At 53.5% G+C, this 20,781-nt stretch carries 22 protein-coding genes; 10 read left to right on the forward strand and 12 right to left on the reverse strand.

All coding sequences use genetic code 11. From position 1 onward, the window contains the following. Positions 1 to 7: 7 nt before the first annotated feature. The 5 genes from OGV89_RS03335 to yihU are packed head-to-tail and all read right to left on the reverse strand — an operon-like array spanning position 8 to position 5,992. The gene (locus tag OGV89_RS03335) at positions 8 to 2,044 is read right to left on the reverse strand and encodes an alpha-glucosidase (RefSeq protein WP_003847919.1); all 2,037 of its coding nucleotides are present in this window, start codon (positions 2,042 to 2,044) and stop codon (positions 8 to 10) included. A gap of 48 nt (positions 2,045 to 2,092) precedes the next feature. Beyond that, positions 2,093 to 2,935: an aldose-1-epimerase gene (locus OGV89_RS03340; protein WP_264859370.1), complete on the reverse strand. Its 843-nt coding sequence runs from the start codon at positions 2,933 to 2,935 to the stop codon at positions 2,093 to 2,095. An 18-nt stretch (positions 2,936 to 2,953) separates the two neighbouring features. Continuing rightward, positions 2,954 to 4,195 carry a sulfoquinovose isomerase gene (gene yihS, locus OGV89_RS03345; protein ID WP_137376918.1) on the reverse strand — a complete coding sequence of 414 codons (1,242 nt, stop codon included), beginning with the start codon at positions 4,193 to 4,195 and terminating at the stop codon, positions 2,954 to 2,956. Between the two features lie 14 nt (positions 4,196 to 4,209). Continuing rightward, positions 4,210 to 5,085, reverse strand: a complete 876-nt coding sequence (yihT, locus tag OGV89_RS03350; protein WP_003028656.1) for a sulfofructosephosphate aldolase — start codon at positions 5,083 to 5,085, stop codon at positions 4,210 to 4,212. Between the two features lie 10 nt (positions 5,086 to 5,095). Next, positions 5,096 to 5,992 carry a sulfolactaldehyde 3-reductase gene (gene yihU / locus OGV89_RS03355; RefSeq protein WP_003847911.1) on the reverse strand — a complete coding sequence of 299 codons (897 nt, stop codon included), beginning with the start codon at positions 5,990 to 5,992 and terminating at the stop codon, positions 5,096 to 5,098. Between the two features lie 166 nt (positions 5,993 to 6,158). Between yihU and OGV89_RS03360 the strand changes: the two genes are divergently transcribed. From OGV89_RS03360 to fabY, 6 genes are all read left to right on the forward strand, one after another. Further along, positions 6,159 to 7,055: a sugar kinase gene (locus OGV89_RS03360; protein ID WP_220758140.1), complete on the forward strand. Its 897-nt coding sequence runs from the start codon at positions 6,159 to 6,161 to the stop codon at positions 7,053 to 7,055. Positions 7,056 to 7,088: 33 nt separating this feature from the next. Next, a complete protein-coding gene (locus OGV89_RS03365) occupies positions 7,089 to 7,892 on the forward strand; it encodes a DeoR/GlpR family DNA-binding transcription regulator (protein ID WP_003847907.1) in 804 nt (267 codons plus the stop codon). 105 nt (positions 7,893 to 7,997) lie between these two features. Then, positions 7,998 to 8,597 (forward strand): glucose-1-phosphatase, encoded by a 600-nt coding sequence (yihX, locus tag OGV89_RS03370; RefSeq protein WP_016151258.1) that lies wholly within the window; start codon positions 7,998 to 8,000, stop codon positions 8,595 to 8,597. Further along, the gene (locus OGV89_RS03375) at positions 8,591 to 9,463 is read left to right on the forward strand and encodes a virulence factor BrkB family protein (protein ID WP_003028669.1); all 873 of its coding nucleotides are present in this window, start codon (positions 8,591 to 8,593) and stop codon (positions 9,461 to 9,463) included. The genes yihX and OGV89_RS03375 overlap by 7 nt, the downstream gene beginning before the upstream one ends. Next, on the forward strand, positions 9,460 to 9,897 hold the full coding sequence (gene dtd / locus OGV89_RS03380; protein WP_044714708.1) for a D-aminoacyl-tRNA deacylase: 438 nt from the start codon (positions 9,460 to 9,462) through the stop codon (positions 9,895 to 9,897). Before OGV89_RS03375 ends, dtd begins: the two co-directional genes overlap by 4 nt. Positions 9,898 to 9,941: 44 nt before the next feature. Continuing rightward, positions 9,942 to 10,883, forward strand: a complete 942-nt coding sequence (fabY, locus tag OGV89_RS03385) for a fatty acid biosynthesis protein FabY (protein WP_003825286.1) — start codon at positions 9,942 to 9,944, stop codon at positions 10,881 to 10,883. 150 nt (positions 10,884 to 11,033) lie between these two features. On the opposite strand, the gene OGV89_RS03390 is transcribed toward fabY, so the two are convergent. Then, positions 11,034 to 11,942, reverse strand: coding sequence for an alpha/beta hydrolase (locus OGV89_RS03390; protein ID WP_003840443.1), 909 nt, complete (start codon positions 11,940 to 11,942; stop codon positions 11,034 to 11,036). Between the two features lie 205 nt (positions 11,943 to 12,147). Here OGV89_RS03390 and OGV89_RS03395 point away from each other — a divergent pair, with 205 nt between their 5' ends. Further along, on the forward strand, positions 12,148 to 12,390 hold the full coding sequence (locus tag OGV89_RS03395; protein WP_043018956.1) for a ribbon-helix-helix domain-containing protein: 243 nt from the start codon (positions 12,148 to 12,150) through the stop codon (positions 12,388 to 12,390). Next, complete coding sequence (locus tag OGV89_RS03400; protein WP_003840448.1) at positions 12,390 to 12,764, forward strand: type II toxin-antitoxin system VapC family toxin; 375 nt, start codon at positions 12,390 to 12,392, stop codon at positions 12,762 to 12,764. Before OGV89_RS03395 ends, OGV89_RS03400 begins: the two co-directional genes overlap by 1 nt. A 36-nt stretch (positions 12,765 to 12,800) precedes the next feature. Here the strand turns inward: OGV89_RS03400 and fdhE are convergent, their stop codons facing one another. The 4 genes from fdhE to fdnG are packed head-to-tail and all read right to left on the reverse strand — an operon-like array spanning position 12,801 to position 18,324. Next, positions 12,801 to 13,730, reverse strand: a complete 930-nt coding sequence (gene fdhE / locus OGV89_RS03405) for a formate dehydrogenase accessory protein FdhE (RefSeq protein ID WP_003028685.1) — start codon at positions 13,728 to 13,730, stop codon at positions 12,801 to 12,803. Beyond that, complete coding sequence (gene fdoI / locus OGV89_RS03410) at positions 13,727 to 14,362, reverse strand: formate dehydrogenase cytochrome b556 subunit (RefSeq protein ID WP_003028686.1); 636 nt, start codon at positions 14,360 to 14,362, stop codon at positions 13,727 to 13,729. The genes fdhE and fdoI overlap by 4 nt, the downstream gene beginning before the upstream one ends. After that, complete coding sequence (gene fdoH, locus OGV89_RS03415; RefSeq protein ID WP_003028691.1) at positions 14,359 to 15,261, reverse strand: formate dehydrogenase O subunit beta; 903 nt, start codon at positions 15,259 to 15,261, stop codon at positions 14,359 to 14,361. Before fdoH ends, fdoI begins: the two co-directional genes overlap by 4 nt. A 12-nt stretch (positions 15,262 to 15,273) precedes the next feature. Then, positions 15,274 to 18,324 (reverse strand): formate dehydrogenase-N subunit alpha, encoded by a 3,051-nt coding sequence (gene fdnG, locus OGV89_RS03420; RefSeq protein WP_085951592.1) that lies wholly within the window; start codon positions 18,322 to 18,324, stop codon positions 15,274 to 15,276. Positions 18,325 to 18,517: 193 nt separating this feature from the next. On the opposite strand from fdnG, the gene fdhD reads away from it, so the two are divergent. Further along, on the forward strand, positions 18,518 to 19,354 hold the full coding sequence (gene fdhD, locus OGV89_RS03425) for a formate dehydrogenase accessory sulfurtransferase FdhD (RefSeq protein WP_071681347.1): 837 nt from the start codon (positions 18,518 to 18,520) through the stop codon (positions 19,352 to 19,354). Here the strand turns inward: fdhD and OGV89_RS03430 are convergent. Both OGV89_RS03430 and OGV89_RS03435 read right to left on the reverse strand, forming a co-directional pair. Then, a complete protein-coding gene (locus tag OGV89_RS03430) occupies positions 19,321 to 19,827 on the reverse strand; it encodes a YgjV family protein (RefSeq protein WP_044701822.1) in 507 nt (168 codons plus the stop codon). The two genes, fdhD and OGV89_RS03430, sit on opposite strands and share 34 nt — an antisense overlap. 58 nt (positions 19,828 to 19,885) lie before the next feature. After that, positions 19,886 to 20,407: a Crp/Fnr family transcriptional regulator gene (locus tag OGV89_RS03435; protein ID WP_048234217.1), complete on the reverse strand. Its 522-nt coding sequence runs from the start codon at positions 20,405 to 20,407 to the stop codon at positions 19,886 to 19,888. Between the two features lie 129 nt (positions 20,408 to 20,536). Between OGV89_RS03435 and OGV89_RS03440 the strand changes: the two genes are divergently transcribed. Next, entirely contained in the window at positions 20,537 to 20,749 is a 213-nt protein-coding gene (locus tag OGV89_RS03440; protein ID WP_003825262.1) for a YdgH/BhsA/McbA family protein, read from the forward strand. Positions 20,750 to 20,781: the final 32 nt, after the last annotated feature.

Here is a 20,781-nt window from a genome sequence, read left to right on the forward strand (position 1 = left end):
AGCCGTATTAGATGTTGCGTAAAGTGGCAAACAGTGACGCCCATTCACTCTTCGCGCGATAAAACACCGGAGGCTTGCCAATCGGCGCATCCACGGTAATTTCACCGCCCTGATAGGTTTCCCCGGTCCAGACATTTATCCAGCTATCTTCCGGCAGATACAGGGTCCAGTCGGACTTGCCTTGCTCGTGAACCGGCGCGACCAAAAGATCTTGTCCCAGCAGATACTGATATTTCAGGGTATAGGTACGCGCATCGTCTTCGTAATGCAGGAACAGCGGGCGCATCACCGGCAGACCGGTAGCGCTGTTTTGCGCGACGGCCTGTTTGAGATACGGTTTCAGGGTGGTAAACACGGCGGTCATTCGTGCAAAGTGGGCGATGGTTTCAGCATCACCATCAAACTGCCAGTTATCGCCTGGGCGGTTACCCTCGTGGGTACGCATCATCGGCGTGAAGGCGCTGAAGTCACACCAGCGCAGCAGCAGTTCTTTGCTGCGTTTCATGTCAAACAGGGTGGTGTAGCCGCCGATATCGCTGTGGTGCAGACCGTGACCGGTCATCGCCAGCGACAGCGCTGCAGGAACGACGGAAGCCAGACCGTCGTCAAGGCTCCAGTCCACGTTCTGATCGCCCGCCCACATCATGGTGGAGTATTTCTGGCTGCCGGTGTAACCCGCACGCATAAAGAACAGGATCTCGCCGAGTTTGCCGGTCTCCTGTAGCGCTTCGTAGTTACATTTCGCCCACAGTGCGGGCCAGGCGTTGTGCATGATCTCGGCGCTGACGCCGTTGTGCAGATGCGTATCTGTCGGCAGGTATTCGCCAAAATCTGCCATCCAGCCGCCGCAGCCCAGTTCGATCATGTTTTTCTTGATGACCTCTTTGAACCAGTCGTAGGCTTCCGGGTTGGTCAGATCGACCACGCCGCCGTAAAACTCGCCAAACTCTACGAGGTAATCGCCGCCGGATGCATCTTTCGCCAGATAACCGTGTTTGGCCGCTTCGGCACAGAGATCTTTATCGCTGGCAACATACGGGTTGATGTAGGAGAGGAACTGCACGCCTTCTTCTTTCCATTGCTTAATACGGCTATCCAACTGCGGATAATTGTCGCTGTTCCACTTCCAGTTCCACATCACGCGCTTGCCAAAGGAGGTCATGCGGATCCCGGACCAGTCCTGCGCCCAGATGCCGTTTACTTTCACGCCTGCGTTACGCATGGTGTCCAGTTTGCTCTGGCAAACCTCAGTACCGCCCTGAATACCGAGCGTGACGCCATCGTAGATCCAGTCCGGCAGCTCCGGCTGGCGTCCTAACAGCGCAGTCAGTTTTTCCAGCAGAGAGATGTAGGTATCAGCGCACTCAAAGCGCAGGGTGGTTTTGTCCTCCCACAGCGCCAGTTCGTGATACTCCGGCGCGCTGAAGTCGAAATTCATATAGCAACTGTTATCAACGTGGCAGTAGTACTTCTGCGTGCTGACGAAGGTCGGCTGTGGGAAGAAGGTCCAGTAGTAGTCGCCACCGGCGTTCTCTTTACAGTCGGCTTGCCAGGTGACATAGCTGTTTTTGTTTCGGCCCACGCCCTGTTCACTGGTCCACAGCGGGAACGGCTTACCGCGTAAGTCGAAATAAGAGAACTGTTCGCCGCAGCCGTAAATATGATCGTCCGCCCTGGCGGCCAGACGCAGCCAGATGCGGTTATGGTTGAGATCGCCGTTGTGCAGATCCAGCTTCAGGCGACCCTGTTCATCGGTGGAAATATGCAGCGTGGCGTTGATGGTATCACCGCGGCTGAAATGCACCCGCCAGCCGTCTGGGGACTCGCTTACCGTGGCGCCAGTCAGAGCAATCTTCTCATTGAGCCTGTCTTTAATGCTGAAGTTGCCGCGAAACATGTCAATGTCGGCAACGCCAGCGCCGACCCACAGGCAGGGCGTTTCTGTGCTGTGGCGTAAAATCAGGCGCTGGTGGTACGTTAAAGCAAATCCATCAGGTAATGATGTGAGTTCTATGGCGGTTGACCGTTGTTGTAGCGAATTCATTGTCGTCTCCGTAAAAATAGGGTAATTCGGTAATTTGTCGGAAATCTGTTATTCACTGCCGATTAAAAAATGCATCTGATGTTGTTCTCCGGGCGCGAGATGAATCAGGCTAATTCCGGAGTTAAAGGCGTCTGGCGGGCAGGTCATCGGTTCAACCGCCAGGCCACGCCGTGCTAATTTTTCGCCGGTATACACTTGCAACCAGGGCTGGTGGCTGCGTAAAAAAGTGGACATGTTTTGCGATGGGCTGGTCATCCTGACTTCCCACTCAGCGTCAGGTGGCATAGTCCTGAACGTATGATCGATAGCGGTCTGCGCAATGCGTTGCGGCGTGGTGAAATATCGTTCATCACATGTTTCTTCACTCACCGGGAGTGTTAATTCACAGTCATCAATAGGTTGCAGATTGCAGGTCAAATAGGGGTGTGCTCCCGCGCCATACGGCGCGATTTCGTCACCCACATTCTGTGTGTGGATAAAAACGTGCAGTCCACGGGTTGCCTCCAGTCGGTAAATCACCTCTGAAACCAGCGCGAAGGGATAACCATAAGAAGGCGGCAGAAAAATCGTCAGCGACACTTCCGATGCCGACTGCTGGTTAATCTGCCAGTCCCGCCAGGCCAGTAACCCATGAATGGCGGTATGTGAAACCGAGTCGTTAACGGCAAGCTGGTAATCCTTGCCGTTATAGTGATAGCTGCCGTCTACAACGCGGTTTGGCCAGGGGATTAACACTTTCCCCAAGTGTGCCAGCGGCATTTCTTCCGGTTTGTGGGGAATAACGATATGACGTCCACGGTGCGTCAATTCCGCTAGCCCAGCGCCAACCGTGACGATTTTCGCCTGATAGTGTCCGGCCTGAAGATGAATGGTTTTTCCACCGCTATGCATGGCAGCCCACCTTGTTACTTATTTAGCGTTGATATCCAGCAGACCGGCGGCAACAGCCGGAGCAAGGCCCGGAGCCAGCGGCAGACGTGGGATCACCAGGCAGTGCAGCAGGTGATAAATATCCTGCTTGCCGTCCCAGACTTTGGTGGTCACCTTGTTATCGGTGTCCAGCTCCTGCCACCATGAACCGGTCTCGTAATCCATCAGGTAGGTGATGCAGTAATCCCACCATTTCTGGTACCAGGCTTCGTACTGGCTGTCGCCTGTGAGGGTGTACAGGGCGTAGGCGGTACCCATCGCTTCGACTATCGGCCAGCGCACTCTTTCGCGAACGATCGGTTTGCCGTCCCAATCCACCGAATAGACAAAACCGTCTGCGCCGTCCGGTGCCCAGGCGTCGCGGATAGTGGCGTGGAAAAGTCCTTTTGCATCTTCCAGCAGCCAGGCAGGAGGCGTTTCAAAGCGAGCTTCCAGCGCAGCATGCAGATGCAGCATCAGGCGGCCCCACTCGATCCAGTGACCCGGCGTGCCACCGTAGGCGCGGAAACGGTGAGCTGGGTTGTCCTTGTTGTAATCGCGGATTGGGTTCCACTGTGAATCGAAGTGTTCATTGACGCGGTACTCCCCGCTACGGGCCACGTCGTGAATAATCACCGAAGCGATACGCAGTGCGCGATCGAGCCATTTACGGTCATGAGTAACGTCATACACGATCAGGAAAGCCTCGACCGCGTGCATGTTAGCGTTGCCGCCGCGATAATCTTCTGTCTGGCTGAAGGCTTCGTCCCAGGACTCCAGGCACATTTGTTCGTCTTCGCTCCAGAAGTACTTCTCAATCACCTCGATGGCGTCATCCAGCAATTTTCTGGCCTGTGGATGACCGGTAGTGACCGCGCTTGCCGCGCCAAGTAAAACGAAGAAATGCTGATAACCCTGCTTGGAGGCATCCATCACGCCTTCGTCATTGATGCAGGCGTACCAACCGCCGTAGCGTGTGTCGCGTAGCGCGCCGTTCAGCGCCTTAATGCCGTGGTCTACGAGTTGATATGCACCTGGGCGACCCATGGAGGCGGCAACGGAATAGACGTGCAGCATGCGGGCGGTGATCCACAGATGTGTTCCCATATCCGCTCTGACCTGACCACTGTTTCCTAACCAACCAAACCCGGTGGGCACCGCCGCGTTCTTACCAAAGTTAAAGATGCGATCGGTTTCTTGTTCCAGCCAGCGGTTGTGGCTTAAGGTGTTAAACCATTTCATGCTTTGATCCTCTATTAGCGGCGGGCCATCATTTCGTCGACGATATCGCCCAGACGCTGCAACTTCGGTGCGGAAACATCACGCAGCATCAGTTCGGTATCCGGCAGACCCACGACGGATGACCAGACCGCACGCCCGGCCAGGAAGCCGGATGCGCCTGCGGTCATTGCTACGCTGACCGCGCGTGGGAACAGTTTTTCATCCACACCAGAGGAGAGAATGACCCACGGCATGTTGATGTTTTCATTCAGGCGCTGAGAGGCGCTAAGCAATTCCTGTTGGGTTCCTTTGCCGTACAGCGGCATTTCGACCTTGTAGAGATCGGCACCGCTGTCGCCCAGCTCTTTCGCGGCATCGATGATGGCCTGTTCACGGCAGAACTTATCGCCACGACGCGGTGGGCGAACAACCGGCTCGATGATGCTCAGCAGCCCATTGGAATGGCATAACTCATTGAATTCTTTCACCATGTCCAGGCGCTGTTGGGCATCTTCATCGCTACGCCACAGCACCAGCAATTTGAGAGCCTTGGCGCCATCTTGCTTCACAGCCTGCGGGTTGATTTTTTTATCAATCACTACGCTATCGACCGGAATTCCGTTACCCGGAATAAACTCATCAGCGGCCACAATCATGGCGCAGCTTTTGGCTACCGCGTTTTGCTCTACAACCTGGCGGTAGCAGAACTGCTGATCGACCAGAATGGCGGAGGCATAGGGGGACAGGATCTTTGCCGCATTGACTTTGAAATCGGTCAGCACGCTGTCATTGACCGGGGATTTTGCACCCGCAGCGGCAAACATTAAGCGCATGGCTTCGCGCTGATCGACCGCCAGCATGGCAAAACCGCCGGAAGCTCGGGTGATATCTTTCAGGGTGTACTTCGTCATTGTTCAGTCCTTACTTATCTGTGTGTTTATTTAGCCCGGCGGATGCGCGAACCTGTTCAAGAATGGCCGTCCAGTCTTCCCGGCCACGGCCAGCGGCGCGTGCCTGGTTATAGACTTCGCGGGAGGCGGCACCGAGCGGCATCGGCACATGTAGTTGGTTGGCAACGTCCAGCGCGATGCCAAGATCCTTGTGAGCTAAATCGATCATAAAAGCCGGGGAAAGATCGCCTTTCAGCACTTTGTTCGGCCAGGAGGTAGTGAAGTGGCCTTTCCCGGCGGGAGTGCCGCTCATGACTTGCAAGGCCACATCGAAGGAGAGGCCGAGCGCTTCGCACAACACGGCGGCTTCAGCAGACAAGGCGTTTAACGCGATGCTCATGTAGTTGTTGATGAGCTTGACGCGAATGCCCATGCCGGGACCGCCTGCGTTGATCAATTCATTACCCATCGCCATCAGAACCGGTGTGGCGCGTTCTACCTGCTGTGCCGTTCCACCTGCCAGCAGCAACAGCGTTCCTGCGATAGCGTGATCGGAGGTACGTCCAACCGGGCAATCCATCATGTCGAAGCCTTTGTCACGCATATCGGCGATCAGTTTGTCGGTTTGCAGTGGGTGAATAGTCGACATATCAATCACTAATGCCTGCGGGGAGAGGTTTTCGCAGATACCCTGCTCACCGAACAGTACGCTGCGCACCAGATCGCCGTTTGGCAGCATTGTGATGACAAATTCTGCCCCTTTTACTGCCTGAGCCGGGCTGCTGGCAGGTTGGGCTCCTTTTTCCACCAGGCGCTGAACGGCATCCGGGTTAACGTCAAAGACGCTGAGTTGATGACCCTGCTTCAGCAAGTTGCTCGCCATGGGTGAACCCATCTGACCTAATCCGATAAATGCTATAACTGCCATAACGTTCTCCTGAGACGTGGATGTCATTTTTTGTCATTTAAGGTCGTTTGTTTTTGTCTGTTTTTGATCGTATTTGTAATTTATGGTCAAAAAATTGACAGCCGTCACTTTTTAAACATTTTGTGAAATTAAAATGATCCCATCTTGAAACGCCTAAGGAATGACCATGATTCGTATTGCTTGTGTAGGTATTGCCGTGATGGATCGCATCTATTACGTGGAAGGTTTACCGACCGAAGGAGGTAAGTATGTGGCGAAGCGTTACACGGAAGTGGGCGGCGGGCCTGCTGCAACGGCCGCAGTGGCTGCAGCGAAGCTGGGCGCGCAGGTGGACTTTATTGGCCGTGTGGGCGATGACGACACCGGAAATAGCCTGCTGGCGGAGCTGGAATCCCTGGGGGTAAACACCCGCTACACCCGGCGCTATGCGGGGGCAAAGTCTTCGCAATCGGCAATTATGGTTGATGCGCAAGGAGAACGGATTATCGTTAACTATCCCAGCCCGGATTTACTGCCGGATGCTGCCTGGCTGAATGAGATCGATTTTTCCCAGTGGGATGTGGTGTTGGCGGATGTTCGCTGGCACGAAGGCGCCAGGCAGGCGTTCACGTTGGCGCGTCGGGCGGGAGTGATGACGGTACTGGATGGTGACGTCACGCCACAAGATATCAGCGAGCTGGTGGCGTTGAGCGATCATGCGGCGTTCTCTGAACCGGGTCTGGCGCGTTTAACCGGGATAAATGATTCTGAAACTGGACTTAAAAAAGCAAAAACGCTCACAAATGGTCATGTCTATGTGACACGAGGGAGCGAAGGCTGTGACTGGATAAAAAATAATACGTTGCAACATCAATCTGGATTTAAAGTCGATGTTGTGGATACTACGGGAGCTGGGGATGTTTTCCACGGTGCGCTCGCATTCAGCCTGGCGGGTGGCGATGCTCCAGAAGAGGCCGTCAGGTTTGCCAGTGGGGTTGCTGCGTTAAAATGCACTCGCCCGGGAGGAAGGGCCGGAATCCCTGACTGTGATCAAACCCGATCTTTTCTGTCACTTTTTGTATAAAATGCCAGGGCAATGGTTTTTCGAGGAAATTTCATGAGTCTTACCGAACTGACCGGTAACCCGCGGCACGATCAGCTGTTGATGCTGATTAGCGAGCGCGGTTATATGAATATCGACGAGCTGGCGAGCCTGCTGGACGTGTCCACGCAAACTGTGCGTCGTGATATTCGTAAACTCAGCGAGCAGGGATTAATTACGCGTCATCATGGTGGCGCGGGCAGAGCCTCCAGCGTGGTGAATACGGCGTTTGAGCAGCGTGAAGTTTCCTGGACGGAAGAGAAGAAGGCCATCGCGGAAGCGGTGGCTGACTACATTCCCGATGGATCAACGGTGTTTATTACCATTGGCACCACCGTTGAGCAGGTGGCCCGCGCGCTGTTAAACCATAATCATTTGCGCATTATTACCAACAGCCTACGCGTGGCGCACATTCTGTATAACAACCCACGTTTTGAAGTTATGGTACCAGGTGGAACGTTACGCCCACACAACAGCGGCATCATTGGCCCTTCTGCTTCAGCATTTGTGGCTGATTTTCGGGCCGACTATCTGGTTACCAGCGTTGGCGCGATCGAAAGTGATGGCGCGCTGCTGGAGTTTGATGTCAATGAAGCCAGCGTAGTGAAAACGATGATGTCCCATTCAAGACACATTCTGCTGGCAGCGGATCATACGAAATATACGGCTTCTGCCGCGGTAGAAATTGGTAACGTGTCTCAGGTGACTGCGCTGTTTACTGATGAATACCCAGGTCCGGCATTGCACAATTTACTCCAGTCACAGCAGGTTGAAATTGTGCAGGTGAGTCCTTCACAGGATGATGCTCTGGCCGTGTAATTCTTCCCAATGATGGCCCGATAACTTCGTAGCCATCACTCTCGCATAGTCAAACTTCTCCTTTCCCGCTACAGTTATTCATCCACGGCGAATAAGGAGAAGGGCATGCTCTATATCTTTGATTTGGGTAATGTGATTGTCGATATCGACTTCAACCGCGTGTTGGGCACATGGAGCGATCTAAGTCGTGTACCGTTGGCTTCGCTAAAGCAAAGTTTCACCATGGGGGAGGCTTTTCACCAGCACGAGCGAGGTGAAATAACGGATGAAGCCTTTGCCGAGGCGCTATGTCATGAGATGGCGCTGCCGCTAAGTTACGAGCAGTTCTCTCACGGCTGGCAGGCCGTTTTTGTCGCCTTGCGCCCTGAGGTCATCGACATCATGCAAAAGCTGCGTGAGCAGGGGCATCGGGTGGTCGTCTTGTCGAATACTAACCGCCTGCACACCACGTTTTGGCCGGATGAATATCCCGAGATCCGTCAGGCTGCTGACCATATTTACCTTTCCCAGGACCTGGGCATGCGTAAACCGGAAGCGCGGATTTACCAGCACGTCCTGCAGTCTGAAGGTTTTTCTGCGCACGATGCGGTCTTTTTTGACGATAACGCCGATAATATTGAAGGGGCTAACCGGTTAGGGATCACCAGTATCCAGGTCGTCGATAAAAAGACCATTCCTGACTATTTCGCGACGTTGTTATGCTAAAAAATGTTCAGCAGCAAGCCAGGCATCATACGCGTCCTGTACGAGACTGGCTGAAGCTATTATGGCAGCGGATTGATGAGGACAATATGACGACGCTGGCAGGGAATCTTGCCTACGTTTCGTTGCTCTCATTAGTGCCGCTTATTGCCGTCGTATTTGCGCTTTTCGCCGCATTTCCGATGTTTTCCGACGTCAGTGTCCAGTTACGTCATTTTATTTTCGCAAACTTTATCCCGGCGACGGGAGACGTCATTCAACGTTATATCGAACAGTTTGTCGCCAACTCGAACAAAATGACGGCAGTCGGGGCATGCGGGCTGATTGTCACAGCGTTATTGTTGATGTACGCCATTGATAATGCGTTGAATACTATCTGGCGCAGTAAGCGTACTCGCCCTAAAGTTTACTCTTTCGCCGTCTACTGGATGATTTTAACGCTGGGGCCGCTGTTGGCGGGGGCCAGTCTGGCGATCAGCTCTTATCTGTTGTCATTGCGCTGGGCCAGCGATCTCAACACGGTGATTGATAACGTCCTGCGTATTTTCCCGCTGGTGCTTTCCTGGCTCTCGTTCTGGCTGCTTTACAGCATCGTACCGACTACGCGTGTACCCAACCGTGATGCGGTTATTGGTGCCTTTGTGGCTGCTGTGTTGTTCGAAGCCGGAAAGAAAGGATTTGCGCTCTATATCACGATGTTCCCGTCTTATCAGCTCATTTACGGTGTTCTGGCGGTGATCCCTATTTTATTTGTCTGGGTATACTGGACCTGGTGTATCGTCTTGCTAGGCGCGGAAATAACTGTCACTCTCGGGGAATACCGCAAACTTAAACAAGCCGCAAAAGAAGAAGAAGCAGAGCAACCATGATTGCATTAATTCAGCGCGTAACCCGTGCCAGCGTCACCGTGGAGGGCGAGGTGACGGGTGAAATTGGCCCAGGACTTTTGGTCCTGTTAGGTGTCGAAAGGGATGATGACGAACAGAAAGCGAATCGCCTGTGCGAGCGTGTACTCGGTTATCGAATCTTTAGCGATACCGAAGGCAAAATGAACCTTAATGTGCAGCAATCAGGGGGGAGTGTACTGGTGGTTTCACAGTTTACGCTGGCGGCAGATACCGAGCGTGGCATGCGCCCGGGGTTTTCGAAAGGCGCAGCGCCCGAGCGTGCAGAAGCGCTGTATGAGTACTTTGTTGAGCGTTGCCGCCAACAGGAAATGAATACGCAAACTGGTCGATTCGCTGCGGATATGCAGGTTTCACTGGTTAATGATGGCCCGGTGACGTTCTGGTTACAAGTATGAACCAGCTACCGGTATGGCCGCGGACAACAAGAGAGAATACGACTATGTATCACCTTCGAGTACCGCAAACAGAAGAAGAATTGGAGCGCTACTACCAGTTTCGCTGGGAGATGCTGCGTAAACCATTGCACCAGCCAAAAGGCTCCGAACGGGATGCCTGGGACGCGATGGCGCATCACCAGATGGTGGTGGACGAAGAGGGGAATCTGGTTGCGGTAGGGCGTCTGTATATCAATGCGGATAACGAAGCTTCCATACGCTTTATGGCAGTAGACCCTTCCGTGCAAGAGAAAGGGTTGGGCACGCTGATGGCGATGACTCTGGAGTCTGTGGCGCGTCAGGAAGGGGTCAAACGCGTAACCTGTAGTGCCCGTGAAGATGCGGTCGAATTTTTCGCCAAGCTCGGTTTTGTGAGCCAGGGGGAAATCACCACACCGCAAACCACGCCGGTGCGCCACTTTTTGATGATTAAGCCCATTGCGACGCTGGACGATATTCTCCATCGCGGGGACTGGTGCGGACAGCTACAACAAGCCTGGTACGAACATATTCCATTGAGTGAGAAAATGGGCGTACGCATTCAGCAGTACACTGGGCAGAAATTTATCACCACGATGCCCGAGACAGGCAATCAGAATCCGCACCATACCCTGTTTGCCGGTAGCCTGTTTTCACTGGCTACGCTAACGGGCTGGGGACTTATCTGGCTGATGCTGCGCGAGCGTCATCTGGGTGGGACAATAATCCTGGCCGACGCGCATATCCGATACAGCAGGCCGATCACCGGGAAACCAACTGCTATTGCCGATCTGGGGTCGTTGAGCGGTGACCTTGACCGCCTGGCAAGAGGTCGCAAGGCGCGCGTTCAGATGCAGGTCGGGGTGTTTGGCGATGACACACCGGGCGTCGTGTTTGAAGGTACTTACATTGTGCTACCTGCGAAACCGTTTGGCGCATATGAAGAAGGCGGTAACGAGGAAGAGTAGGTCCTCTGGCTAAAATGTAATGTTGGGTTCATTTGCTGATGTAAAATGCGGATTATGAAAATGCCATAATCCGTATTTTGATAAAAATCGCATGCTGTCGATGATTGTATTGACGGGTACCTTCCTTAATTTCAGAACTCATGAACATCCTTATTGGCCAAGCCGCCAGGCCACATCTCGCATCACATTTCGTGCCGCCGGGCTCACCCCTGCCAACTGGAAAAAACCGTGGATAACGCCGAGATAGCGTTGGCAAGAGCACTCCACGCCTTGCTCCAGGAACCGTTGATACAGGGCTTCACCCTCATCTCGCAGTGGGTCGAATTCGGCAGTAATGATGTGCGTGGGCGGTAAACCGTTGAAGTCTTTGCGCCAGAGTGGGCTGACTTCGGGATGTAATGGATCGGTTTTCGGCATATACATTTCGTAGCCCGAAAGCAGTGTATCGCGGGTGATAATGTAATCCCGTCCATTATGGTCATAGCTCGCAAAGCTGGCAGTTGCGTCCAGCATCGGGTAGATCAGCATAAGCTGTGCAGGTTGCCATTGCCTGGCAGCTTTCAGGCGTAGTGCGGTGACCAGCGCCAGGTGTCCACCTGCGCTGTCGCCAGCAAGCGTAATGTTGTCCCGGTCTACTCCCAGTTTCTGGGCATACTTCCAGATGATATTGGCCCCGGTTTCAGCATCGTTATGTGCTGCCGGGAAGGTATGTTCTGGTGCGAGGCGATACTGCACCGCAATGACCCGACAGCCGCTGTACCAGGCGAGTTGCCTTAGCTGGTTATCATGTGTGGCAAATCCACCGCTGACAAAGCAACCGCCGTGATAATAGATAACGCAGGGGAGGTTTCCCGTGCTGCCCCGCGGCGAAATAACGCGAAATGCTATGGCGTCGAGTTCAATATCTTCAACCTGTACGCGGGTTTCAGTTTCTCCGGCCAGCGCCGTACTGGCAATATAGGCCGCTCTCCGGTCATCAATATTCTGCTCACGGGAAGAAGGGCGTCCCGCCGCGATAAATGCCTCAACTAACTGCGCAATCCCGCTTTCCAGTGCCATTTTTAAATACTCTTATCTGTATGGATATACAGGTTTATAACCTGGATTACTAAGAATGAAAATGGGAAAAATAGGGATGGGTATGATTTTGGAAAGCGGCTCGCAAAAGTAAAAATCGTTCGCGTGGAGGGTATTTTCTTGCTTTTTTCAGGTGTATGTTGTGTGGAAATTAATCGCTGATGATATACTGGAGGTATATATGAGTATGATGGCTGGGATGGATATGGGCAGAATTTTACTCGATTTATCAGATGAAGTGATTAAACGTCTTGATGATCTCAAGGTGCAGCGCAACCTGCCGCGAGCAGAACTTTTACGGGAGGCCGTTGAACAGTATCTTGAGAGGCAGGATCAGGCTGAAACCACAATTTCACGTGCTCTTGGGCTGTGGCAAGGCTGTGAGGAAGATGGTGTTGAATACCAGCGTAAACTCCGTGAGGAATGGTAATGGTCAAAGGATCCGCGCTTTTTGATACCAACATCCTCATCGATCTGTTTAGTGGGAGAAATGAAGCAAAACTAGCGATAGAAACATGGCCGCCGCAGAATGCAATCAGCCTCATTACATGGATGGAGGTGATGGTGGGTGCAAAAAAATACCATCAGGAAGCCCGTACTCGTGTTGCGCTAGGTGCTTTTAACGTGATCGGCGTTTCACAGGATATTGCTGAACGAAGCGTGAGTATCAGACAGGAATTTGGGATGAAATTGCCGGATGCCATTATTTTGGCAACAGCACAGATTCATCGTCTTACGCTGGTTACGCGAAATACTAAGGATTTTGCAGGCCTATCCGGTGTGGTCACACCGTATACATTATAACCCGGGCGACTTACGCCGCCCGGTAGTGCGAAGAACTTACTCCCCTTCACCCGGGAACAGGAACGGGTTGATGGAGCTGCGGGCAAAGCCCTCTTGCTCCATGTGCGCGTCCAGCATCAGTGAGGCGAGATCGTCGGCCACGGCTTCGACTTTCGGGTCTTTTTCCTGATAGAGAATCTTCAGGTAAGTCCCGCAGTCGCCGCAGCTTTCAGCTTTGATTGCCGCCTGTTCGTTATCCAGTGACCAGTAGTTCAAATCACGGCTCTGCTCGCAGTTGCTGCACTTCACGCGCACCACGTGCCACTCGGTTTCGCACAGGTTGCAGTGCAGATAACGCAGACCCTGGGTGGTACCGATTTGCACCATGCTGGAGACCGGCATTGAACCACACACCGGGCAGTACTGACGCTGTTCACCGTATTCCGCACGGGCTTTGCCGGGGATCAGGCTTGCCATCTGCGCCCAGTAGAGCGACAGGGCAGCCCAAATGAACGGTGCTTTGTCGCTGCTGACGGAGGCAAAATCAGAGGCAAACAGCGCGCTGGCCATTAGCTCCAGTTCTTGCTCTGAGGCTTTTTCCAGATTCTCGATCACCGCTAACGCGGGACCGCTCATCTCTGGCTTCAGCTCAGCAATCAACGACTGCAGCAGCTTTTGCCAGTGCTTGTCGCGTGGCAGGACGTGGATATCCAGCGGCGGTTTGCCCTGATCGTTCGCTTCTTTGATGCGCGCGGTCAGATCCATCTGCAGCGGATGGTCGTACAGCACCACTTCCTGCGCGTGGGCGATCAGCGCGGCAAAGCGCAGGTAGTCGCCCAGCGGGTTGTTCTCGGCCAACTCGCGCAGGCGCTCAGCACGGCGGTTATACAAATTTTTGAGTCTGGGGAATAATAACGGCGGAATCATATCCGCCGTGCGTTTCTCGCTCTTCTCCAGCTCATCTTGCGGGATTATGCGAATACTCATTCAGATGACTTTTCCTGTTTCTGGCGGACTTCACGGTACCAGCGCGGGTGATGTTTCTTCGCCCATGAGCTGGTAACCCATCCTTCCACCATCGCGGTAATGGTGCCTTTCACCCAAAGGGCGGCGTAAATGTGCACCATGATAACCACAATTAGCGCTACTGCGGCAAATGAATGCAGCATTAACGCGAATCGGATCACCGGGATTGAGAAAGCAGGCGCAAAATACGGACGCCAGATGACCACTCCGCTCACCAGCAACAGGACCAGGAAGATAATCGCCGCCCAGAATACGCATTTCTGGCCGAAGTTATAACGTCCCGTGTCACCTACTTCCTCGTTGACGACAATCTTACGAATATTCTTCGCCCAAAAGATATCATCCCGATTGATTAGATTGTGGTGCCAGTAACGGAAAAACATGATGATAAACGAGGCAAACATGATCACGCCGACAAACGGGTGCACAATTCGCGCCAGTTGCGGAGTGCCCATGATGTGCATCAGCCAGTTAAAAGACGGGAAGAGAAAGCCCATCCCGCTCACTGCCGCCAGAATGAAGCAGAAGGCAGTGATCCAGTGGTTGATGCGTTCCGGCGCCGTGTAGCGCACGATGGTGTCACGTCGTTTCATTTGCGCACCTCGTCTTTTTCTTCATGCAGGTTGTCTTCTTCCTCTTCCGCGCGGTTCGGGCCTACACCGACGTAGTGGAAGATACTGGCCGCAAATGTCGCTGCAAAGCCGACGGCTGCGAGAGGTTTCCAGATGCCTTTCCAGAATTTCACGGTGGCGCTGATTTCCGGGTTCTCCGGCAGGCCATGATACAGATTCGGCTTGTCAGCATGGTGCAATACGTACATGACGTGCGTACCGCCAACGCCTGCCGGATCGTACAGACCCGCGTTTTCGTAACCACGCGTTTTCAGCTCCGCCACACGCTCGCCTGCCAGCGTTTTCATCGACTCTTTAGTACCGAAATGAATCGCGCCGGTTGGGCAGGTTTTCACGCAGGCCGGTTCTTGCCCGACCACGACACGGTCAACGCACAGCGTACATTTGTAGACGCGATTGTCTTCCGGGTTGAGGCGCGGCACGTCGAACGGACAGCCTGCGATACAGTAGCCACAGCCGATGCACTGCTCGGACTGGAAGTCGACGATACCGTTGGCATACTGAATGATTGCGCCTTCAGCCGGACACGCCTTCAGGCAGCCCGGATCGGCACAGTGCATACAGCCATCCTTGCGGATAAGCCACTCCAGTTTGTCGTTCTGTTCCACTTCCGAGAAGCGCATTACCGTCCAGGATTTAGCGGTCAAATCAGCCGGGTTGTCGTACACCCCAACGTTGTTGCCCACTTCATCACGGATGTCGTTCCATTCAGAACACGCCACCTGACACGCTTTACAGCCGATACAGGTGGTGACGTCGATAAGCTTCGCCACCTCTTCCTGATGGTCCCGCGCCTGAGGCGCGGGGGTGAAACCGTTAGTGGCGGAACGACGAATGATGTCTTGCGATTGATAAGCCATAGGTCGTCTCCGTTACACCTTTTCCACGTTCACGAGGAAGGACTTAAATTCCGGCGTCTGCGTGTTCGCATCACCGACGAATGGCGTTAACGTGTTAGCGATAAAGCCTTTTTTCGCCACACCTTCGTAGCCCCAGTGAATCGGAATACCGATGGTGTCGATATCCTGACCGTTGGCCTTCAGCGTGCGAATACGTTTAGTCACCACTGCTTTGGCTTTAATGTAGCCGCGGTTAGAGGAGACTTTGACGGTATCGCCATGAGAGATACCGAGCTTATTCGCCAGCTTCTCGCCAATTTCCACAAACTGTTCCGGCTGTGCGATGGCATTGAGCAGCGCATGCTTGGTCCAGTAGTGGAAGTGCTCGGTCAGACGATAGGTCGTACCGACGTACGGGAATTTATCTGCTTTACCCAGTGCTTCCGCGTCACCTTTAAAGATGCGCGCGGCAGGGTTAGAGATGACGTTCGGGTGCAGCGGGTTAGTCCCCAGCGGCGTTTCAAACGGCTCGTAGTGTTCCGGGAACGGACCTTCCGCCATCTTATCGATAGCAAACAGGCGTCCCATCCCTTCCGGCTGCATGATGAACGGCCCAACGTTGCTGCCAGGTGCGGCGGCGCTGTAGTCCGGAATATCCATCCCGCTCCATTTCGCCCCATCCCATTTCAGGATCTGACGTTTTGGATCCCACGGATTCCCCTGCGGGTCAGCAGACGCGCGGTTATACAGAATGCGTCGGTTGAGCGGCCACGCCCATGCCCAGCCCAGCGTGTTGCCAAGGCCTGATGGGTCGGCGTTATCGCGACGTGCCATCTGGTTGCCTTCCGGCGTCCAGCTACCGGCAAAAATCCAACAGCCGCTGGAAGTGGTGCCGTCGTCTCGCAGTTGGGCGAACGAGCTAAGCTGTTGGCCTTTCTTGACGATGACTGCACCTGTTGCCGGGTCGGTAATGTCGGCCAGCGCTTTACCGTTGCTCTCCATCGCCACTTCTTCCGAAGCCGGTTCGTGTGGTGTGGAGTAGTTCCAGGTCATGCTCAGCACCTGTTCCGGGTTCGCGCCACCCTGCTCGGCATACATCTTGCGCATGCGCAGGAAGATACCGGCGAGGATTTCACCATCGGTAACGGCAATCCCCGGGGCGTCCGCGCCTTTCCAGTGCCACTGCAACCAGCGACCGGAGTTGACGATAGAACCGTTCTCTTCGGCGAAGCAGGTGGACGGCAGACGGAATACTTCGGTCTGGATTTTCGACGGATCCACATCGTTCGACTCACCGTGGTTCTGCCAGAAGGTAGACGTTTCGGTGTTGAGTGGGTCGATGGTGACCAGGAATTTCAGTTTGGACAGTGAAGCCACGACCTTGTTTTTATTCGGGAATGACGCGACCGGGTTAAAGCCCTGGCAGATATAGCCATTCACTTTGCCCTGGTTCATCATCTCGAAGTACTGCAGCACGTCGTACCCTTTATCCCACTTCGGCAGCAAGTCGAAGCCCCAGCTGTTTTCCGCTGTCGCTTTATCGCCAAAGAAGGCTTTCATCATCGAAACGAAGAATTTCGGGTAGTTACCCCAGTAGTTCACCTGACCTTCCAGCAACGGTTTTGGCGTGTTGGCGGCAAGGTAGGTTTGCAGGTCAGTCTGTTTTTCGCTCGGCAGCGTCATATAGCCAGGCAGGCTTTGTGACAGCAGGCCTAAGTCGGTCAGACCCTGAATGTTGGAGTGACCGCGCAGGGCGTTAACACCGCCGCCGGCCATCCCCATGTTGCCAAGCAGCAACTGGATCATCGCCATGGTACGGATGTTCTGCGCACCTACGGAGTGTTGTGTCCAGCCAAGGGCGTACAGGAACGACGCGGTTTTATCTTTGGCACTGGTTTCTGCGATGTACTCACAGACCTTCAGGAAGTCAGCCTTTGGCGTACCGCAGATATTTTCTACAACGTCCGGCGTGTAGCGGGAGACGTGCTGTTTCAGCAGGTTCCACACGCAGCGCGGGTGTTGCAGGGTGACATCGCGTTTGGCGAAGCCTTTTTCATCCAGCTCGTAGTTCCAGCTGGTTTTGTCATACTTGCGTTTGTCCGCGTCGTAGCCAGTGAACAGGCCATCTTCGAAACCGTAATCCTCACGCACGATAAGGCTGGCGTTGGTATAGGCTTCAGTGTATTCGCGGTTGAATTTTTCGTTGTTCAGTAGGTACAGCAAGACGCCTGACAGGAAAGCAATGTCAGTACCGGAACGAATCGGCGCATAGAAATCAGCCACCGCTGCGGTTCGCGTAAAGCGCGGATCGATCACAATCAGCTTCGCGCCGTTGTGAATTTTAGCTTCCATCGCCCAGCGGAATCCGACCGGGTGGGCTTCAGCGGCGTTACCGCCCATCACCACAACGAGGTTGGCGTTTTTAATGTCGACCCAGTGGTTGGTCATCGCACCGCGACCAAATGTTGGAGCAAGACTTGCTACCGTTGGTCCGTGTCAGACGCGTGCCTGGTTGTCGACCGCGAGCATACCGAGCGCGCGGGAGAATTTTTGCGTTAAATAGCCGGTTTCGTTACTGGAAGCGGAAGCACACAGCATCCCAGTGGAAAGCCAGCGGTTAACGGTTACGCCTTCGGCGTTTTGTGCAACGTAGTTTGCGTCGCGGTCTTCTTTCATCAGCTTAGCGATGCGGTCAAATGCCTCATCCCAGCTAATCTGTTGCCACTTATCAGAGCCTGGTGCGCGGTATTCCGGGAATTTCAGGCGACTTTCGGAGTGGATGAAGTCCACAAGTCCTGCCCCTTTCGGGCACAACGCGCCACGGTTCACCGGGTGATCCGGGTCCCCTTCGATATGGAAGATGGATGCTTTGGCGTTTTTTGCTCCGTCACCGAGACTGTACATTAACAGTCCACAGCCAACGGAACAGTAAGTGCAGGTGTTACGGGTTTCGCGGGTACGCAGCAGTTTATATTGCCGTGTTTCCGCGAGCGCTACGCCGGGTGCAAAACCCAGTGCCGCTGCCGTGGTGCCTGCCATACCGCCAGCGCAGATCTTAAAGAACTGCCTTCTGCTGACCTGCATGGTTTGCTCCTTTTTCGACATTGTCACGTTCCCTTCACTTTTCCGTTACTCGAGCGTGAGGGAAGTGGTTGTTATTTTTCTTTGCGGACGGGACCGCAAAGGTCCAGAATTGGGTGAATTTCCCTCCGTCCAGGAGGGGTTTGTAAAGAATACCACAATGTTGGTATGCGTGTTCCAATATGGTTAAAAGAAAGTGAATAAGATTATTCGAGAAAACATCAAAAATGTGACGACTTTGACAGGATCGCGCCAGTTGACCCTCTGGAAACGCGAGGATTTGCAACATCCTCAGCCGGATGTCGTCGCTGAGGAAGTACCGGTTGCGCTGGTTTACAACGGGATTTCGCACGTGGTGATGATGGCGTCACCGAAAGATCTTGAGCACTTTGCGATGGGCTTTTCACTTTCTGAAGGCATTATTGAGCGCCCGCAGGATATCTACGCAATGGAAGTGGTTCCTTCCTGTAACGGATTAGAAGTGCAGGTTGAGCTGTCCAGTCGCCGATTTATGGGGCTGAAGGAACGTCGTCGCGCGCTGGCCGGTCGCACCGGTTGCGGCGTTTGTGGCGTGGAGCAGCTCAATGACATTGGCAAGCCAGTCCAGCCGCTGCCGTTTACCCAGACATTCGATCTGGCGAATCTCGATCACGCTTTACGCCATCTCAATAATTTTCAACCCGTGGGGCAACTGACAGGCTGCACACACGCGGCTGCCTGGGTACAGCCGTCAGGTCATCTGGCGGGCGGGCATGAAGATGTTGGGCGTCATGTTGCGCTGGATAAACTGCTGGGGCGACGCGCAATCGAAGGGGAAACCTGGCAACAGGGCGCGGTATTAGTCTCCAGCCGCGCCAGCTACGAGATGGTGCAGAAGTCGGCGATGTGCGGCGTGGAGATTCTGTTTGCTGTGTCTGCCGCGACAACGCTGGCGGTAGAAGTTGCCGAGCGCTGTAACCTGACGCTGGTGGGTTTTTGCAAACCGGGCAGGGCGACGATTTATACGCATCCACAGCGTCTGGTCGCGCAGTGACGCCACCAGGCGGCCAGAATACTGCCTGAAAATGCTAGTTCCATGATTACGGCAACCGGCGAGCCAACAATCACATTGTTCAGTAGCCAACACAGGCTTCCGCACAATGTGTATCCCCGTAATTTTCCGCTGCGTTTTTGAAACGACGCAAAAGTCATCAACAGGCTTCCCATCAGCGGCAAAATACTCGACAGATTTTGCCAAAGATAAATGCTACACAGCAGCGATCCCAGCATATATCCCCACATCACCCAGCGGTGAAACGTGATGATGGCCGTCGCATAGCGGCAAGCGGCAATGATCATTAGCCCAGCCGCAGCGTGTTGATCCAAAAGATAGAAATGGATAGCTAACAGGGAAGTAGAGCCGGTGAGCAGCGTTAAAGTGATAGCCCGGCGTTGAAAATGAAAAGCGGAAATATCCAGTAAGAAGCTGATGCCAGCCAGCATCTGAGAGAGAAGAAATGCGTTCATTGTGGTCGCCATCGATTAAAGAGTGACGGGACAATAATCGACGCATCAACGTAAGGCGTTAACCTTTGTTAAGACGCTGGCGAATACGGGACAGGCTAACGGGGGTAATGCCGATATAGTTGGCGAGATCACGCTGAGTGAGCTGCGACTCCCAGTCCGGGAAGTGTGTTTGTACGTACTGGTAGCGTTGCTCTGGGGTATTGAGCAGCAGCATTTGCTCTTTTTTCTCTTTGTAGATCAATTGCTGGACCAGTAGCTGGGTCTTAATCTCCTGATTTTCCGGTGCATTCAGCAACGCCAAGGGGATTTCAGTGGTTTCTCCAGCGGCGATCATTTGCAGACTGTAATCGGCAGGCGTGTTAGTTAGCCAGTTCAGGTACAGAAAGCAGTATTCTCCGGCAAAGTAGAATTCTTTAACCCTTTCAATGCCGTTGTCCGCGTGATAAACCGCACGAGCAACACCATGATGCAAAAGATGAATTTTACTTTGTGGTTCACCTTGACGAAGTAACCAACTACCTGCCGGTTGCGTTTTTCTACGGCTGCCAGCAAGCCATTGTGATTCCTGATTACGTGACACTTTATCTCTCAAATAATTTGAATAAGACTGGCAAATCCTTCCGCTTTTAGTTGTGCGATGTGAGGGCTATTATTTATCACATCAAGGCACGGTGCCTTACTCAAACAACTAAGTTAAAGGGTTTATATCATGAAAAGCATCAAAACTTTTGTCGCAGTTATCGCTCTGGCTACTTCTTTCGGTTCTTTCGCTGCTCAGACAGTTACTGCAACCGGTTCTACGCTGGAAAGTGCTGAAGCAAAAATTGCCGCCCAGGCTGAACGTGCAGGCGCCAGCGATTATAAAATCACTCAGGCTTACACCGGTAACCGCGTGCACATGACTGCTGAACTGCTGAAATAAGATACCTCAGTACTGTCGAAAGAGCGCCCTTG

Source organism: Citrobacter sp. Cf125, from assembly GCF_030333935.1.
GTDB classification, from domain to species: domain Bacteria; phylum Pseudomonadota; class Gammaproteobacteria; order Enterobacterales; family Enterobacteriaceae; genus Citrobacter; species Citrobacter freundii.

What these genes read in the sequence shown, in the direction of transcription:
- yihS (WP_137376918.1), bottom strand. Translation starts at nt 4,195, where the DNA reads ATGAAATGGTTTAACACCTTAAGCCACAACCGCTGGCTGGAACAAGAA.
- fdoH (WP_003028691.1), bottom strand. Translation starts at nt 15,261, where the DNA reads ATGGCTTATCAATCGCAAGACATCATTCGTCGTTCCGCCACTAACGGT.
- OGV89_RS03340 (WP_264859370.1), bottom strand. Translation starts at nt 2,935, where the DNA reads ATGCATAGCGGTGGAAAAACCATTCATCTTCAGGCCGGACACTATCAG.
- OGV89_RS03395 (WP_043018956.1), top strand. Translation starts at nt 12,148, where the DNA reads ATGATGGCTGGGATGGATATGGGCAGAATTTTACTCGATTTATCAGAT.
- OGV89_RS03430 (WP_044701822.1), bottom strand. Translation starts at nt 19,827, where the DNA reads ATGAACGCATTTCTTCTCTCTCAGATGCTGGCTGGCATCAGCTTCTTA.
- OGV89_RS03375 (WP_003028669.1), top strand. Translation starts at nt 8,591, where the DNA reads ATGCTAAAAAATGTTCAGCAGCAAGCCAGGCATCATACGCGTCCTGTA.
- yihT (WP_003028656.1), bottom strand. Translation starts at nt 5,085, where the DNA reads ATGACGAAGTACACCCTGAAAGATATCACCCGAGCTTCCGGCGGTTTT.
- OGV89_RS03360 (WP_220758140.1), top strand. Translation starts at nt 6,159, where the DNA reads ATGATTCGTATTGCTTGTGTAGGTATTGCCGTGATGGATCGCATCTAT.
- yihU (WP_003847911.1), bottom strand. Translation starts at nt 5,992, where the DNA reads ATGGCAGTTATAGCATTTATCGGATTAGGTCAGATGGGTTCACCCATG.
- fdoI (WP_003028686.1), bottom strand. Translation starts at nt 14,362, where the DNA reads ATGAAACGACGTGACACCATCGTGCGCTACACGGCGCCGGAACGCATC.
- OGV89_RS03365 (WP_003847907.1), top strand. Translation starts at nt 7,089, where the DNA reads ATGAGTCTTACCGAACTGACCGGTAACCCGCGGCACGATCAGCTGTTG.
- OGV89_RS03440 (WP_003825262.1), top strand. Translation starts at nt 20,537, where the DNA reads ATGAAAAGCATCAAAACTTTTGTCGCAGTTATCGCTCTGGCTACTTCT.
- OGV89_RS03390 (WP_003840443.1), bottom strand. Translation starts at nt 11,942, where the DNA reads ATGGCACTGGAAAGCGGGATTGCGCAGTTAGTTGAGGCATTTATCGCG.
- yihX (WP_016151258.1), top strand. Translation starts at nt 7,998, where the DNA reads ATGCTCTATATCTTTGATTTGGGTAATGTGATTGTCGATATCGACTTC.
- OGV89_RS03400 (WP_003840448.1), top strand. Translation starts at nt 12,390, where the DNA reads ATGGTCAAAGGATCCGCGCTTTTTGATACCAACATCCTCATCGATCTG.
- OGV89_RS03335 (WP_003847919.1), bottom strand. Translation starts at nt 2,044, where the DNA reads ATGAATTCGCTACAACAACGGTCAACCGCCATAGAACTCACATCATTA.
- fabY (WP_003825286.1), top strand. Translation starts at nt 9,942, where the DNA reads ATGTATCACCTTCGAGTACCGCAAACAGAAGAAGAATTGGAGCGCTAC.
- dtd (WP_044714708.1), top strand. Translation starts at nt 9,460, where the DNA reads ATGATTGCATTAATTCAGCGCGTAACCCGTGCCAGCGTCACCGTGGAG.
- fdhE (WP_003028685.1), bottom strand. Translation starts at nt 13,730, where the DNA reads ATGAGTATTCGCATAATCCCGCAAGATGAGCTGGAGAAGAGCGAGAAA.